Origin of the sequence: Streptomyces sp. CAU 1734 (assembly GCF_039888735.1) — a bacterium.
GTDB lineage: Bacteria > Actinomycetota > Actinomycetes > Streptomycetales > Streptomycetaceae > Streptomyces.
Genome location: NZ_JBDQQP010000017.1, coordinates 22,641 through 36,679 on the forward strand (window position 1 = coordinate 22,641; position 14,039 = coordinate 36,679).

General features: G+C 73.9%; 10 protein-coding genes and 1 pseudogene. 3 read left to right on the forward strand and 8 right to left on the reverse strand.

Annotation, left to right across the window (positions count from 1 at the left end):
• Positions 1–34: 34 nt before the first annotated feature.
• Positions 35–763, forward strand: coding sequence for a 4'-phosphopantetheinyl transferase superfamily protein (locus AAFN69_RS28270; protein WP_347731680.1), 729 nt, complete (start codon positions 35–37; stop codon positions 761–763).
• Positions 764–1,027: 264 nt separating this feature from the next.
• Here the strand turns inward: AAFN69_RS28270 and AAFN69_RS28275 are convergent, their stop codons facing one another.
• From AAFN69_RS28275 to AAFN69_RS28285, 3 genes are all read right to left on the reverse strand, one after another.
• Entirely contained in the window at positions 1,028–1,585 is a 558-nt protein-coding gene (locus AAFN69_RS28275; protein ID WP_347731681.1) for a hypothetical protein, read from the reverse strand.
• A 2-nt stretch (positions 1,586–1,587) separates the two neighbouring features.
• Complete coding sequence (locus AAFN69_RS28280; protein ID WP_347731682.1) at positions 1,588–1,815, reverse strand: hypothetical protein; 228 nt, start codon at positions 1,813–1,815, stop codon at positions 1,588–1,590.
• Positions 1,816–2,506: 691 nt separating this feature from the next.
• Positions 2,507–3,316 (reverse strand): VOC family protein, encoded by an 810-nt coding sequence (locus AAFN69_RS28285; protein WP_347731683.1) that lies wholly within the window; start codon positions 3,314–3,316, stop codon positions 2,507–2,509.
• Between the two features lie 467 nt (positions 3,317–3,783).
• Between AAFN69_RS28285 and AAFN69_RS28290 the strand changes: the two genes are divergently transcribed.
• Complete coding sequence (locus AAFN69_RS28290; RefSeq protein WP_347731684.1) at positions 3,784–4,593, forward strand: TIGR02452 family protein; 810 nt, start codon at positions 3,784–3,786, stop codon at positions 4,591–4,593.
• A 245-nt stretch (positions 4,594–4,838) separates the two neighbouring features.
• Here the strand turns inward: AAFN69_RS28290 and AAFN69_RS28295 are convergent, their stop codons facing one another.
• The 3 genes from AAFN69_RS28295 to AAFN69_RS28305 all read right to left on the reverse strand — a co-directional run bounded on the left by AAFN69_RS28295 (position 4,839) and on the right by AAFN69_RS28305 (position 10,694).
• The gene (locus AAFN69_RS28295; protein ID WP_347731685.1) at positions 4,839–6,218 is read right to left on the reverse strand and encodes a salicylate synthase; all 1,380 of its coding nucleotides are present in this window, start codon (positions 6,216–6,218) and stop codon (positions 4,839–4,841) included.
• A 206-nt stretch (positions 6,219–6,424) separates the two neighbouring features.
• A complete protein-coding gene (locus tag AAFN69_RS28300) occupies positions 6,425–7,228 on the reverse strand; it encodes an alpha/beta fold hydrolase (protein ID WP_347731686.1) in 804 nt (267 codons plus the stop codon).
• Positions 7,221–10,694, reverse strand: coding sequence for an amino acid adenylation domain-containing protein (locus AAFN69_RS28305; protein WP_347731687.1), 3,474 nt, complete (start codon positions 10,692–10,694; stop codon positions 7,221–7,223). The genes AAFN69_RS28300 and AAFN69_RS28305 overlap by 8 nt, the downstream gene beginning before the upstream one ends.
• A gap of 460 nt (positions 10,695–11,154) precedes the next feature.
• Between AAFN69_RS28305 and AAFN69_RS28310 the strand changes: the two genes are divergently transcribed.
• On the forward strand, positions 11,155–12,792 hold the full coding sequence (locus tag AAFN69_RS28310) for an AMP-binding protein (RefSeq protein WP_347731688.1): 1,638 nt from the start codon (positions 11,155–11,157) through the stop codon (positions 12,790–12,792).
• A 173-nt stretch (positions 12,793–12,965) separates the two neighbouring features.
• Here AAFN69_RS28310 and AAFN69_RS28315 read toward each other — a convergent pair.
• Positions 12,966–13,178: pseudogene (locus AAFN69_RS28315) on the reverse strand (SidA/IucD/PvdA family monooxygenase); the annotation flags it as partial.
• Positions 13,172–14,023, reverse strand: coding sequence for an alpha/beta fold hydrolase (locus AAFN69_RS28320; protein ID WP_347731689.1), 852 nt, complete (start codon positions 14,021–14,023; stop codon positions 13,172–13,174). The gene AAFN69_RS28320 and the pseudogene AAFN69_RS28315, both read right to left, overlap by 7 nt.
• Between the last annotated feature and the right edge of the window lie 16 nt (positions 14,024–14,039).

The window sequence follows — 14,039 nt, forward strand, 5'->3', positions numbered from 1 at the left end:
GCGGGCGAATCCCCATGAGAACTGGAGGCACCCCATGGCAGTGCCGGCCACCGGACAACTGCTGCTCCCCCGAAGGCTCTCCGGCTCCGGACCGGGTGTCCCGGCCGCCCCGGCCACGGCGGGGCCGGGACTGTGGCTCGTGGACACCACCGAGTACCGGGCGTACGCGGCCGGGCAGGCGCCCGGCACCCTCGACGCCCTGGAGCTGGCCCGCGCGGCGGAGTTCGTGCGCGCGGCCGACCGCGACGGCTATGTGTGCGCCCATGTGGCGCTGCGCCGGCTGCTGGGCGCGTATCTGGGAATGCCGGCCCGTGACGTGGTCGTGGAGCGCGCCCCGTGCGCGCACTGCGACGAACCGCACGGCAGGCCCGTCGTGCCCGGCGGAGCCCTTCACTTCTCCCTGTCGCACTGCGACGGGCTGAGTCTGCTCGCCTTCGCGGTGACGCCCGTCGGCGTGGACGTCGAGCCGGTGCCCGACGCCGCGGCGGTCGCCGAATCGGCCGATGTGCTGCACCCCCGGGAGGCCGCCGAACTCGCCGCCCTGCCCGCCGGCGAACGCCCCCTGGCGTTCACCCGGGTGTGGACCCGCAAGGAGGCCTATCTCAAGGGGACGGGCGTGGGACTGGCCGCCGATCCGTCCATGGACTACGTGAGCGCGGGTCCGGTGCCCGTCTCGCCGCCGGGCTGGACGCTCGGCGACGTCCTCGCGCCCGAGGGTCACCACGCCGCCCTGGCCCTGGCCGATCCGCCCGACGGCCGCTGACGGGCCGGGCGGGGCGGCGTCCGGCCCGTCAGCGGTCGTCGGGCCGTACCGCGACCGGCGCCCCGGGCGGGTGTCACTCGCCCCTCGTACACCACGGTGCGGCGGACGCCGTACCACGAACCCGCGGTACGGCGGAGGCCGTACCGCGGGTTCGCGCACGCGCCGCCGGGCGGCGGCTCCCCTCCGTACCACGGCATGCGCGAACGGCCGGTGTGTCCGGGGACCGCTCCCCGGACACACCGGCCGTTCCACTGCCTCCGGCGGTCAGCCTCCCGCGGTGCCGGACGGCCCCTCGGGGGAGGGTCCGTCCGGGGACTGCGCGATCCACTCGCCGAGCTGTTCGAGCGTGGTCGACGGGTCCGCGACCAGCGTGGTGAGGGCGTCCTCCCGGAGGACCGCCGTGGCCACGGCCGGACAGCGGTGGCAGGCGGACACCCCGATCTGCCGCCACCACTGGCACCGGCCGCGGAGATGACACCGTGGGACCGACCGGGCCTCACCGGCCTCCGGGAGCACACCGACCCGCTCCACGAGCGTGCAGTCGCCGCCCCGCCGGTGAACGCACGCGGACACGCAGTGCGAGGCGAACCGCAGCACCCGGGTCGGCTCGATGCCCTCCGGCACGGCGCCGAGCACCTCGGCGGCCGGTATCGGCCGCTCCAGATAGACCACCGCGCCGTCCCGGCCGGAACGGACCCCGAGCACCTGCGACTCGGGCCGGTCCGGACGCCCGCTCGGACACCAGGTGACCGAGGACTCCCCAGGGCCCGCCGCCGGGCCGGACTCCTCGGCCGCGGCCCGCGCCACTCCCACGGTGTCCATGGTCAGGCCTCGGTCGCCACGGGGGCGTACTGGCCGGCTATGCAGCAGCCGATCTCGCCGGTCTGGGCGCTCTCCAGCTCGACGGCCTTCGCCAGGTGGGCGTGGAACTGCTCGGCGGAGGCGATCCGTTCGGCGGGGGCGGCGGTCGCCGGGGCCGCGGCTCCGACGGCCATCCCCGCGGCGAGCACCACCGCCGCACCGCCTGCCGCCAACCGCTTCTTCGTGTTCATGGGCACTCCCAGCACGTAGGGCGCAGCCACGGCCTCTCCGGAGCTGTCCGCCGGGCACGACCGTAGGGTCACCGGGGGTGTCCGAGCGGCAGTCCCGGCGGCAGTTGGCCACGACCCGGGACACCACGCTCACCCCTCCGTGGACGACTCCCCGAACCGGGCCGCCAGTTCACCGCAGGACCGGATGCCGAATCCGGCGTAGACGTTCGTGAGGTGGTCCTGGACGGCCCTGACGGGGATGAACAGCTCCAGGGCCGTCCGCCGGCCGGCGGCCCCGGCGACGACGAGTCCGGACGCGGCCCGTTCCCGCGGGGTGCCCCGGGGCGCGTGGACCCCGCCGGTCCGGAGCTCCCCGTCGCACCGCTCGACGCGGGCGCGGGCGTCCGGCGCGGCGCGGGCGTCCCGGGCGTTCTTCGGTACGGTGTCGGCCTCGCGCGCTTCCCGGCACGGCGCGGGGTCCGGCCGCGGGCGCAGCCGATCCGGGGACGGTCGTACGGCAGCGGGACCCGGCCGAGGTGGGCGAGGGCGTGGAGCACCCGGCGCCGGCCGGCCCCGGCCATCATGGGCCGCCCCTGCGCGGGGGCGCCGGCAGCCGGTGGCCGGTGGCGACACCGCCCCGGCAGCCCGCACGACCCCCTTCGGCGGTCGGCGTTCCCGCTCCCGTCCGGCAGGGGGCGGCCACGGGGTCCTGTCATCCCTGGCCGGCGGCCCGCATCCGCGGGTCCGGCCTCAGCAGCGCGAACACCGCCCCCGCCGGGTCGGCGACCCAGGCGATCCGGCCGACGTCGGGCACGTCAGCCGCGGGCATCACCACGGTGCCGCCGCCGCCCTCGGCCCTCCCGACGGTGGCGTCGACGTCCGCCACATGGAAGTACGGCACCCAGTGGGGCGCCGCCGGCCGGCCGTCCGCGCCCTCGCCCTGGCGCGCGACCCCGCCGAACGACCCGTCCTCCTGGTTCCCCTCACCGATGCTCAGCACCCGGTACGTCATCCCCGGGGTCCGCATCTCGGCGCTCCGCCAGCCGAACACCCCGGTGTAGAAGGCGATCGCCGCGACGGGGTCGGGTACATGGAGTTCCACCCACACCAGGGTGTTCTCCTCCGAGGCGGCCTCAAGCCCCGCCGTCCTCCCGGGCTGCCAGGAGGCGAACTCGGCACCCTGCGGGTCGGTGAACTGGGCGAGCACCCCCTCCCCCATGACATCCACGGGCTCCGCCCGCACGGTTCCGCCCCCGGCCCGCACGGCCCGGGCGGTGGCCTCCATGTCCGGGCTCCGGAAGTGCACCATCCAGGCGGAGTGCGCCCCCTCCTCGGTGAGCGGGCCGAGGGCGGCCACGGTCCTCCCGCCGACCCGGAAGAAGCCGTACCCGCCCGCCTCGGGTCCCGCCGAGACGAACTCCCATCCGAGGACGGACCCGTAGAAGGCGGCGGCGGCCGCGGTGTCGGGACTGCCGAGATCGAGCCAGTTGGGCGATCCGGTGCGGAAGTCGGTGCCGAGCATGTGGGTCCTCCGGCGCGTGGGGCGACACGGTCGCCGACCACCATGCCCGCACACCCCGCACAGAGCGGCGTACGGCGGCCCGCGTATCCGGCCGATTCATCCGTTCGGACCACCACCCGGCCGGGCCACGGCACGGAGGTGGGCCGTGCGGGTGCACCGGGGACTGCTCCCGGCCGAGACCGACCGGGTCGGGGGCATGAGCCCCCGCGTACCGCATCGACGCCGTGATCACGCCGGCCGCACCGGGATCAACACTGCGGGACGACGTGCGGCGGGCTGCGGTCGGGTACAGCGTCCCGGGGGAAGGAGGCGTGGAACTCCCGCAGGTGCTGTTCGCCGAACACGGAGCACCTCCCCCCTCGCCGTGGTCTGTGACGCCGCGCGGTCACACCGGCCGTGCCGTGCGCACTCCGCACACTCTCAAAAATAGTCACTCTGACAACAATTCCTCGCTACCATCGCCCGTCATGAGCAACCGTCTGAGGAACCTCGCCACCGAGAACGAACGGGTGGCGACCACCGGCTTCTACACCACCTCCACCGGCGTCCGGGTCTCCATAGCCCCCGCTCTCGCCGCCGCCCGCGCGGGGACCGTCTCCCACTCCCCGGCCTTCGCCCCGGCGCCCACCGGACCCTTCACCGGCGGGGCCGAGGTGACCGACGAGGACAGCCTGCGCGCCGCCCGCCGCCTCACCGGCGAAGGCGTCGAACACCTCGCCGTCCTCAACTTCGCCTCGGCCCGGAACCCCGGCGGCGGGTACCTGCGCGGCGCCAAGGCTCAGGAGGAAGACCTGTGCCGCACGGCTCTCCTCCACTCGTGCCTGCTCGAAGCCCCCGACTACTACGCGGCGCATCGGGAAGCCGCCGACCTCAACTACAGCCACCGGGTGATCTTCTCCCCGCACGTACCGGTGATCCGCGACGGATCCCACGCCCTGCTCGACCAGGTGTACGAGGTCTCCTTCCTGACCTCCCCCGCTCCCAACGCCGGCCGGCTGACGCGGCAATCGCCGGGTGGGAAGGTCGACGTCAGGGGCACGCTGACCGAGCGCGCCCGCCGTGTCCTCGGCGTGGCCGCCCACCACGGAGTGCGCGAGCTGGTCCTCGGCGCCTGGGGCTGCGGCGTGTTCGGCAACGATCCGGCCGAGGTGGCGGACGCGTTCGCCGAAGCCCTGGACACCCACGGCGCCCCGTTCGCCCGCATCACCTTCGCCGTCTGGGACCGCTCGGCCGACTCCCCCAACCGCACCGCCTTCCGGGCCAGGTTCGCCGGCTGACGATGTTCCGGATCACCCGAATCGGCGAGCACACCAGCCGACGCACAGACATCGCCCTCGGCGAGACGGGGTAACCGGGCACAGGGCGGATCCACCGTGAAGGTGCGTGCCATGGCACCTCAGCCCCGGCCCGGGAGAGCGCCGCCGTTCTGATCGCCGGTGGCGCACGAACTCAAGGTCGATGATGCCATCGGCGGAGCCGGATCCGCTTCCGGGGAAGGGCCGTCACCCGACCCGGTCACCCGTCAGCCGGTGCTGGCGGCCAGCTCGGGAGTGCGGTCGTCGGCGGTCCGGGCGGCGGGCACGAGGAACCGGGAGACACTGCGCAGCTTCTCGCGCGTTTCCTCCAGCTCGCGCTCGGGAACGGAGTCGGCCACGATGCCGGCTCCCGCGCGAAGCCAGGTGACCCCGTTCCGGCGGTAGACGCTGCGCAGGACGAGGGCCGCGTCCAGGCTGCCGTCCGCGTCGACCGTCATGACGGCGCCGCTGTACAGCCCGCGCGGCTCGCCTTCGAGCCGGGCGATCAGGGCGCAGGCCGGCGCCTTGGGAATGCCGGACGCGGTGATGGCGGGGAAGAGGCTGGTGAGGGCGGACCAGCGGGTCAGGCCGGGGGCCAGCCGGCCCGAGAGCTTGGAGGCGAGGTGCTGTACGCTGCCCCGCTCCTTGATGATCATGAAGTCGTCCACCGCGACGGTCTGTTCGTCGCACACGCGCACCATCTCCTCGACCGCGAGGCGGACGGAGATGGCGTGTTCGAAGACCTCCTTGGGGTCGCGGTACAGCTCCCGGCGCCGGCCGAGATCCGCGGCACGATCGCCGTCGAGAGCCCGGGTCCCCGCGAGGGGCTGGGTGACGACCTCGCCGGCCGAGGACACCCGGGCGACGATCTCGGGGCTGAATCCCGCGGCCTGCCAGCCGCCGAGATCGAGGAGGAACGACCGCGCGGGGTCGTTGCCGCGGCGGCCGGCGAGGTAGGTCGCGGGCAGGTCCACCTCCTCCGGGACGGGAACGACGCGGGAGAGGATGACCTTGTCCAGCCCGCCCGCGCGTATCTCGTCAATCGCGAGGCCGACCGAGGAGCGGTACGCCCGGGCGTTGTGCTCCTGGATGTCGGTCTCGATCCGGGCGGTCGGTTCGGCCAGGGCGGCCGCCGTCTCAACCGCCCGCACGAGGCGCAGTTCGAGGGTGTCGAGGTCACTCGCGGCAAGCGCCCGCAACAGCACCGCGCCGTCCCGGAAACGGATCTCCCGGGACGGCACGGCCAGATGGATCACGGGGGCGTCGACATCGACCCGCGCCCCTCCGTGCAGGACATGGCTGAGCTCGAACGGCGCCCAGCCGTAGGCGCGCCAGGCGTCGATCTCCATGTCGTCCAGGGCGCGGGCCACGGCGTCCAGCGGGCCCGCCCCCGCCTCGAAATGCCGTACCGAGCCGTTGATTTCGAGAGAGGCGCTCGCGACCGTGCCCACCACCCGGGCGCAGGGCTCCTCGGCCCAGCCGACCACCCCGCGGTTCTCATACAGGACGTGCTCGTGAGTGCTGGCGGCAGCCAGGGCCGCGGCCACGGCGAGCGCATCCGCATCGAAGGGCAACTGCCGCTCATGAAACGCCTTGTGAATAGTCACGGACTCTTTTTCTCTTCCAATCAGAGGATCGGCCGACAGTATTATTAGGTTAGCCTAACCTGATCTACGCCTGTCGCGGCGCGGCTGCGCACCAGCCCCCGACGCGGCGGCAGTTCATGGGCGAAAGGTCACGGCGGCCTCGCGCCGCCCGCGGCCGGTCCGGGGACCGGCCGCGGGCATCCGGCGTGGCCGATCCCCGGATCGGATCACACGGCGCGATCCGCCGCCGGGGCGAGAGGGCGCGGCGGCGCGAACGGCCTCATCACGGCCTCGACGACCGCCCTGGCTTCCTCCACCAGGTAGAAGTGGCCGCCGGACAGGCGTTCCACTCCGGTGAAGTGGTCGGCCACCTCGTTCCAGCACTGGGCGCCCTCGGTACTCACCCGGGTGTCGCGGTCCCCGCAGAGGACGGTGAGCGGGGCTCTGACACGCGGGGTGAGCTCCGGTGTGTAGCGCCCGGTGAGCCGGAAGTCGCTGCGGAAGGCGGGAAGAATGACCTCCCGGGCCTCCGGGTCGTCCAGCAGTTCCGGGGGCGTTCCGCCCAGTGAGCGCACATACGCCACGGTTCGCTCGTCGTCGAAACCGGTGACAGCCGGGGGCAGTTCGCGCAGTACGCGCGGGCCGGGACGGCCGGACACGACGAGTCCGGCCAGCGGGCGGGCACCCGACGCCTCGAGCAGACGCGCCGTCTCGAAGGCGACCGAGGCGCCCATGCTGTGGCCGAAGAGAACCGTGGGCCGGTCGATGCGGGGAGCCAGCACATCGTGGACGGCCTCGGTCAGCGCCGCCATCTCCTCCAGCGGCGGCTCCAGGGCTCGCCGTTCCCGTCCGGGGTAGGCGAGGATCTGTACGTCGACATCGGCCGGGGCCAGGCCGCTCCAGCCGCGGAAGAATCCCGGGGAGGCGCCGGCCGGTCCGAAGCAGATGATCCGCGCCCCGGCCCCGGGGCGGGGTTCGTACCGGCGCAGCCACGGGCTGTCCTGGCGGACCGGCCGTGCCGGGTCACCCACGGGAGGTCCCGTCGTGGCCGCCGAGTTCGCCGAGCTGGGCCGTCAGCTCCTCCTCGGTCAGCGACTCCACCTCCAGATAGATCTCGGCCATGGCCTCCAGGACCCCGGGGCCGGCGGACCTGCGGGCGAGGGTCTCGGCGAGCCGGCCGACGGTGAGGGAGCCGAGGATGTCGTGGATGCGCACATCGTCGGTGTCGAGCGCCTCGCGCAGACGGCCGGTGATGGCGGTGGCGAGGATGGAGTCGCCGCCGAGGAAGAAGTAGTCGTCGTCCAGACCGACCCGGGGGCTCCCGAGCGTCTGCTCCCAGACCGAGGCGATCAGCCGCTGGAGAGCGGAGACCGGCGGGACATGGGTGTCCGTGCTCCGCCGCTCCTCGGCAAGGGCCCTGAGGGCCTTGCGGTCCACCTTGCCGTTGGGCGTGAGCGGCATGGAGCCGGTGATGACGAGACGGTCGGGAATCATGTGGGCGGGCAGCCGGCGCGCGGCGTGGGCGGCGATGTCGGCCTCGGACAGGGTGCGGCCCTCGTGGGTCACCACCACGGCGGCGAGCCGCTGGGAGGTCTCGCCGCGCAGCACCATGGCGGCGGCGTGCCGCAGGTCCGGATGGTCCGCCAGGGCCGCCTCGATCTCGCCGAGTTCGATGCGGAAGCCGCGGATCTTCACCTGGTCGTCGGCCCTGCCGAGGAAGTCCAGGGTGCCGTCGGGCCAGTAGCGGGCCCGGTCCCCCGTGCGGTACCAGCGCGTTCCGCCGATCTCGGCGAAGCAGTCGGCGGTGCGCTCGGGGTCGGCGCGGTAGCCGTCGGCGACCCCGGCGCCGCCGATCCACAGTTCGCCCGCCACCCAGTCGGGGCAGTCGCGGCCCTGGGCGTCCACCACCCGGCACCGGACATTGCGCAGCGGTACGCCGTACGGAACGCTCGTCCACCCCTCGGGAACAACGCCGTCGCGCACTTCCAGGATCGTGGAGTGGATGGCGGTTTCGGTGGTTCCGCCGAGGGCGAGGAAGCGGCAGCCGGGGACCTGGGCATGCAGCCGGGCGGGGAGATCGGCGCCGACCCAGTCGCCGCCGAGGAGAACAGCGCGCGGGCTGTCGCCGAGCGGAGTGTTCTCACCGGCGGTGAGCAGCATGTCCAGCAGGCTCGGGACGCAGTTGACGACGGTCACGGCGTGGTCGCGGACGAGTCCGGCCCAGGCCGCGGCGTCCTTGCGGACGTCCTCGTCGATGGTGACGATCGCTCCGCCCACCGAGAGAGGGGCGAAGAGATCGAACACGGACAGGTCGAAGTCGAGGGCCGAGAGCGCGAGGGTGCGGTCGTCCGCGCCGAGGCCGAGCCGGCCCGCGAGATCCTCGATGGTGTTGGCGGCGGCCCGGTGGGAGACCTCGACGCCCTTGGGCTCGCCGGTGGAGCCGGAGGTGAACAGGACGTACGCGAGTGCGCCGCGGTCCTGCGGCACAGGGGAGGCGAGGGGCCGGTCCCAGGCGGCGGCCTCGGCGAAGGAGAGCTCGTCCGCCTCGGTCGCCTCCCGGGTGAGGAGCGCGACGACGCCGGCCCGCTCGCGGATGCGCCGGACGCGGGCGTCGGGCTGTTCGATGCCGATGGGCACATAGTGGGCGCCGGCGGCCAGGACGCCGAGCACGGCGGTGATCTGGTCGGGGCCCTTGGGGAGCCGGATGGCCACCGCGTCGCCGGGCTGGACGCCCCGGGCGGCCAGGGCACCGGCGATGCGCAGGGCCCGGTCGGCGATCAGGCCGTAGCCGAGGGTGGCGCCGTCCGGTGTGATGACCGCGGGCCGGTCGGGAGCGAGTGCCGCGCCGGTGAAGAAGGCGTGATGCAGGGGGTGCCCGGGGAGCGCGCCGGCGGTGTCGTTGACACGCTCGCGCACCGCGCGCTGCTCGCCGGTGAGGAAGCCGGCCGCCGGTACGCTCCAGGCCGTGCCGTCGGCGACGCTCTCCAGCAGGGCGCCGAACGCGGCGAACATGTCGTCGGCGACGCCGTCGGGCAGCGCGCCCGCGCGGACGTCCCAGTTGACGAGAAGGCCGTCGTGGACCTCGGTCACCTGGGCGTCGAGGACGACCTGTGGGCCCTGGGAGATGATGTGGACCGGTTCGCCGAGGACATTCTCGACTCCGGTGCCGAAGAGTTCGCCGAGGTCCAGGGCGCTGGTGAAGACGACAGGGGCGAGCACCGGGGAGCCCTGTTCGCGGGAGAGGTCGCGCAGGACCTCGACACCGGAGTACGAGGAGTGCGCGACGGCCGCGTGCATGGAGTCCTGGATGGTCTGGGCCCGCTCGGCGAACTCGGCCCCGGCGGAGACGTCGACGTCGAGCATCACGGAGCCGGTGAAGTCGCCGACGAGCCGCTCGACATGGGGGTGCACCGGGCGGCGGTCGAACATCGGGACGTTCAGCAGGAAGCGCGGCTCACCGCTCCAGGCGCCGAGGGTCTCGGCGAAGGCGGTGGCGACGGCCACGGCGGGGGTGACGGCATGCCGGCGCGACTGGCGCACCAGTCCCTTCCTGGCCTTGGGGTCGAGCCAGTGGTGCAGCCGGACGACGCGGTTCGGGTCGCCCTCCCGGCTCTCCGGGCGGGACGGAAGGGCGGGGGCGCCGGGCAGGTCCGCGAGGCGGTTCCGCCACCAGGCGATGTCCTCGGCCAGCGGCGGCCTGGTGCGGCGCTCGGCGAGGTACTGGGCGTACTGGTAGTCCAGGGGTTCCAGCGGCGCGCCGGGGTTCTCGTACAGCCGGACCAGGTCGGCGAGGAGGGTGCGGTAGCTGCGCGCGTCGGCGGCGATCATGTCCACATCGACATGGACGCGGGTGCGGCCCTCGGGCAGCAGGGTCACCCGTACGTCGAAGACCTTGCCGTTCTCCACCGGGAGGAGCTGGTGGGACAGTTGTTCGCGCAGCTCACCGGTGCGACGGGCGATCTCCGCGGCGTCCGCGCCGCGCAGGTCCAGGACGGGCAGCGCGGTGCCGTGCCGCCAGGGCTCGATCACCTGGCGGCCGTCGTCGAGGATGCGGGCCCGCAGCATGTGGTGGTGGCCGGCGAGGGCGGCGACCGCGACTCCCAGGCGTACGGGGTCGACGTCCCGGCCGTCGAACTCGGTGTAGAGGTGCGCGGCCACCGAGCCCAGCGTCTGGCTGCCGCTCCGGCCGACCCAGTAGGCGTGCTGCATGAGTGCGAGGGGGAACGGCTCCCCCTCGGGTACGGCCGCGGTCTCGGACGTCCGGGGCGCGCCGTCCGCGCCGCGTGCGGCCAGCAGCTCGGACCAGGCACCGAGGGTGGGCGCCTTGGCGAGGTCGGCGAAGCCGATGTCGAGGCCGTCCTGGCGCAGCCTGCCGGAAATGCGCATCAGCTTCAGCGAATCCAGGCCCAGCGCGATCAGATGGTCGTCGTCACCGGGGGCGGTGTCGCCCGGAAGCAGTTCGACGATCAGGCGCCGCAGGTCGTCCAGGGTGGGCATCGAGTGCCTTTCGTGATTCGGTCTGATGCGGAGTCGGTGCGGAGGCCGGGGCGGACGCGGGGAGACGGCGCCCGGCCGTCGCGGGGGGCGCGAACGGGGGATGCCGCCCGTGCGGGGATTCACTTCACGGGCCGCCGGGGGCCGCTCGTCCCGCTCCGGGAGAGCGCCGGGAGCCCGCCCGGGGCTCCCCGGCCGCCCGGTCCGTGCGCGCCCGGATTCCGCGCGGGCGCGCATCGCGGGCCGTCCGGGTGCGCGGCTCCGCCGGCTCGGTCCAGAGAGGTGACACGGCAGGCTCCAGCGTGAGTGAAGGGGACACCTCAACGGCAAACATGGTTAGGCTAACCTAACTTTCCTTTGAGCGGCACTCCCCCTCCGGAACTGCGAGACGGTTCACACCGGTTCTTCCGACCACCGCCGGCACCGTCTCCGACCGGACCTGATCTGAAGGAGTCGTGTAACGATGAGCGGATCCGGCGACGGCACCGTCGTCCCCCTGCCCTCGGGCCTGACCCCGTGGCCCGAGAAGGACCAGGAGCGGTACGCGGCGGCGGGCCACTGGGACGGCAGAACTCTCGGACGGCTGCTGCGGGAGTGGACGGCCGCCCACGGCCGCCGGCTCGCCGTCGTCGCGGGCGGCCGGCGCCTGACCTACCGGCAGCTCGACGAGCGGGCGGATCGCATGGCCGCCGGCCTCGCCGGCCTTGATATCCGGGCCGGCGACCGGGTGCTGGTCCAGCTCCCCAACAGCGGTGCGTTCCCGGTCCTCTTCTTCGCCCTGATGCGGCTCGGCGCCGTCCCCGTCCTCACCCTCCCCGCCCACCGCATCACCGAGATAGGGCATCTCGCCCGTCTGTCCGAGGCGGTCGCCTATGTCATTCCGGATGAGGCAGCCGGATTCGACTACCGCGAGCTCGCCGCTGAGGTCGTCGCGCGGGCGCCGCGACTCCGTCATGTGCTCGTGGACGGAGACCCGGGTGATCACACCGCACTGGCCTCGGTCGACGCCGAGCCCCGCGACTTTCCCGAGCCGGACGCCTCCGGCATGGCGCTGTTGCTGGTCTCGGGCGGGACGACGGGGGTTCCCAAGCTGATCCCCCGGACCCACAACGACTACGGGTACAACGCCAGGGCGAGCGCCGAGGCATGCGGGCTCGACGGCGACACGGTCTATCTGGCCTGTCTGCCCGTGGCGCACAACTTCCCCCTCGCATGCCCCGGCATGCTCGGCACGTTCTCGGTCGGCGGCACCGTCGTGTTCTCGCCCTCCCCCGCGCCCGACGCCGCTTTCCCCCTCATCGACGAGGAAGGCGTCACCCACACCGCGCTCGTTCCCCCGCTCATCCCACTCTGGGTGGAAGCCGCGCGGTGGGACACATCGGACCTCTCCACCCTGGAGGTTCTCCAGGCGGGCGGGTCCAAGCTCTCCGAGAAGCTGGCCCGCACCATTCCCGGCGCCCTCGGCTGCCGGGTGCAGCAGGTCTTCGGCATGGCGGAGGGGCTGCTCAACTACACCCGTGCCGAGGACGGCGAGGATCTCGTCGCCGTCAGCCAGGGCCGCCCGCTGAGCGAGGACGACGAACTGCGCATCGTCGACGCCGACGGCCGGGAGGTGGCCCCGGGTGAGGTGGGCGAGTTGCTGGTGCGCGGCCCGTACACGCTGCGGGGCTACTACCGCGCCCCCGAGGTGAACGCCGGCTCCTTCACGCCCGACGGCTTTTACGCGTCCGGCGACCTCGTCCGCAGGCTGCCCTCCGGACATCTCGTCGTGGAGGGCCGGGTCAAGGACACCATCGACCGCAACGGCGAAAGCGTCTCGGCCGAGGAGGTCGAGACTCATGTCCACACACATCCCCTCATCGACAGGTGTGCGGCCTTCGGTCTGCCGGACGGCGACGACGGCACGCTGATCTGTGTGGCGTATCTGCCGGCCGAGGGGGCGGAGCCGGTGGAACTCGCCGCTGTGCGGGCGTTCCTGATCGAGCGTGGCGTGGCCGCCTTCAAGCTGCCCGACCGCGTCATGGCCATCGGCGACTTCCCGCTGACGGCGATCGGGAAGATCGACAAGCGCGCCCTCGCGCGCCTCGCCGAACAGATCTGACACCGCGGACTCGCGGCGGAGGGGGACGGCCGGACACCGGTCGTCCCCCTCCGCCGTTCGCACCCGGTCCCGGGCGGCGGCGGCCGGGCGCGCCGGGGCTCATGTCGCCCCGGTTGGCCTCGGGGTGTACGCGCCGCGGCTCGCGGAGGGCGAGCCGGCGCCGGCATCGTGGCGCCCTCCAGCAGCATGCCGGGATGCCGGCCGAAGCGGTCCCGCCGTTCCACGAACGCGGTGCGCATCCGGCCGGCCTCGTCCCGCGCGCCCTGCTCCTCGGCGGCGATGGCCAGTGCGCGGTCGGCCGGGCCGAAGCCGATGCCCACGACGTCCAGGACCTCGTCGTGAGCGGTGTCCGCGTGTCGTGCGGTGGTGCGGTCCCGTGTCAGCATGGCCGGCCCTTCGTACTGTCGGTGCCGGGGTGTCCGGCTGTCCGCGCCGGGGTGTCCGGGCCGGGCCGCGGCCCGTTCCGCGGAGACGGGGTGGGGGCATGGGCGTCCGCCCGGGTGGGGCGTGCCATGCCGAGGACTTCCGCGATCACTTCACGCGGATGGTCGAGCGGGAAGAAGTGGCCGCCGGGCAGGGTCCGCAGACCGGCGAACCGCTCGGACGCCGCCGCCCAGCGCGGACCGTCCCCGGGCGAGGTCGCCGGGTCGTCGCCGCCGAGCAGCACACGGACCGGCGTGCCGACCCGGGGGCCGGCCGCCGGCCGGTGCGGGCCGATGATCCGGAGATCGTCGCGGAACGCCGACAGGATGAGGCCGCGCATGCCGGCGTCGTCGAGGAGCTCATCGGGTGTCCCTCCGAGTTCACGGAGGCGGGCGGTCAGCTCCTCGTCGGTGAAGGTGTCCGAAGCGGGGGCCGGCCGCCGGCCGCGGTGCGGCCCGGCGCAGCCGGAGACCACGAGACCGGCGAGGGGCCCGGCCCCCGCGGCCTCGGCACGCCGGGTCACCTCAAGGGCGACAGCGGCGCCCATGCTGTGTCCGAACAGCACCGCCGGCCGGTCGAGCAAGGGAAACAGGGCCCCGGTGAGCGCCCCGGCCAGTTCGTTCATGTCCGCGGCGGCCGGCTCGGCCAAGCGCTGTTCGCGCCCGGGAAGGGCGGCGGCCAGTATCTCCACATCGGCTGGCACCCTGCGCGCCCAGTGCAGGAAGAAGGCCGGCGAACCCCCCCCGCGGGACCGAAACAGATCACGCGCAAGGACGCGCGCGGTCCGGCGGCGTACCGCCGGAACCACTTCCCCGGCGGCTCGG

What these genes read in the sequence shown, in the direction of transcription:
- AAFN69_RS28270 (WP_347731680.1), top strand. Translation starts at nt 35, where the DNA reads ATGGCAGTGCCGGCCACCGGACAACTGCTGCTCCCCCGAAGGCTCTCC.
- AAFN69_RS28275 (WP_347731681.1), bottom strand. Translation starts at nt 1,585, where the DNA reads ATGGACACCGTGGGAGTGGCGCGGGCCGCGGCCGAGGAGTCCGGCCCG.
- AAFN69_RS28280 (WP_347731682.1), bottom strand. Translation starts at nt 1,815, where the DNA reads ATGAACACGAAGAAGCGGTTGGCGGCAGGCGGTGCGGCGGTGGTGCTC.
- AAFN69_RS28285 (WP_347731683.1), bottom strand. Translation starts at nt 3,316, where the DNA reads ATGCTCGGCACCGACTTCCGCACCGGATCGCCCAACTGGCTCGATCTC.
- AAFN69_RS28290 (WP_347731684.1), top strand. Translation starts at nt 3,784, where the DNA reads ATGAGCAACCGTCTGAGGAACCTCGCCACCGAGAACGAACGGGTGGCG.
- AAFN69_RS28305 (WP_347731687.1), bottom strand. Translation starts at nt 10,694, where the DNA reads ATGCCCACCCTGGACGACCTGCGGCGCCTGATCGTCGAACTGCTTCCG.
- AAFN69_RS28310 (WP_347731688.1), top strand. Translation starts at nt 11,155, where the DNA reads ATGAGCGGATCCGGCGACGGCACCGTCGTCCCCCTGCCCTCGGGCCTG.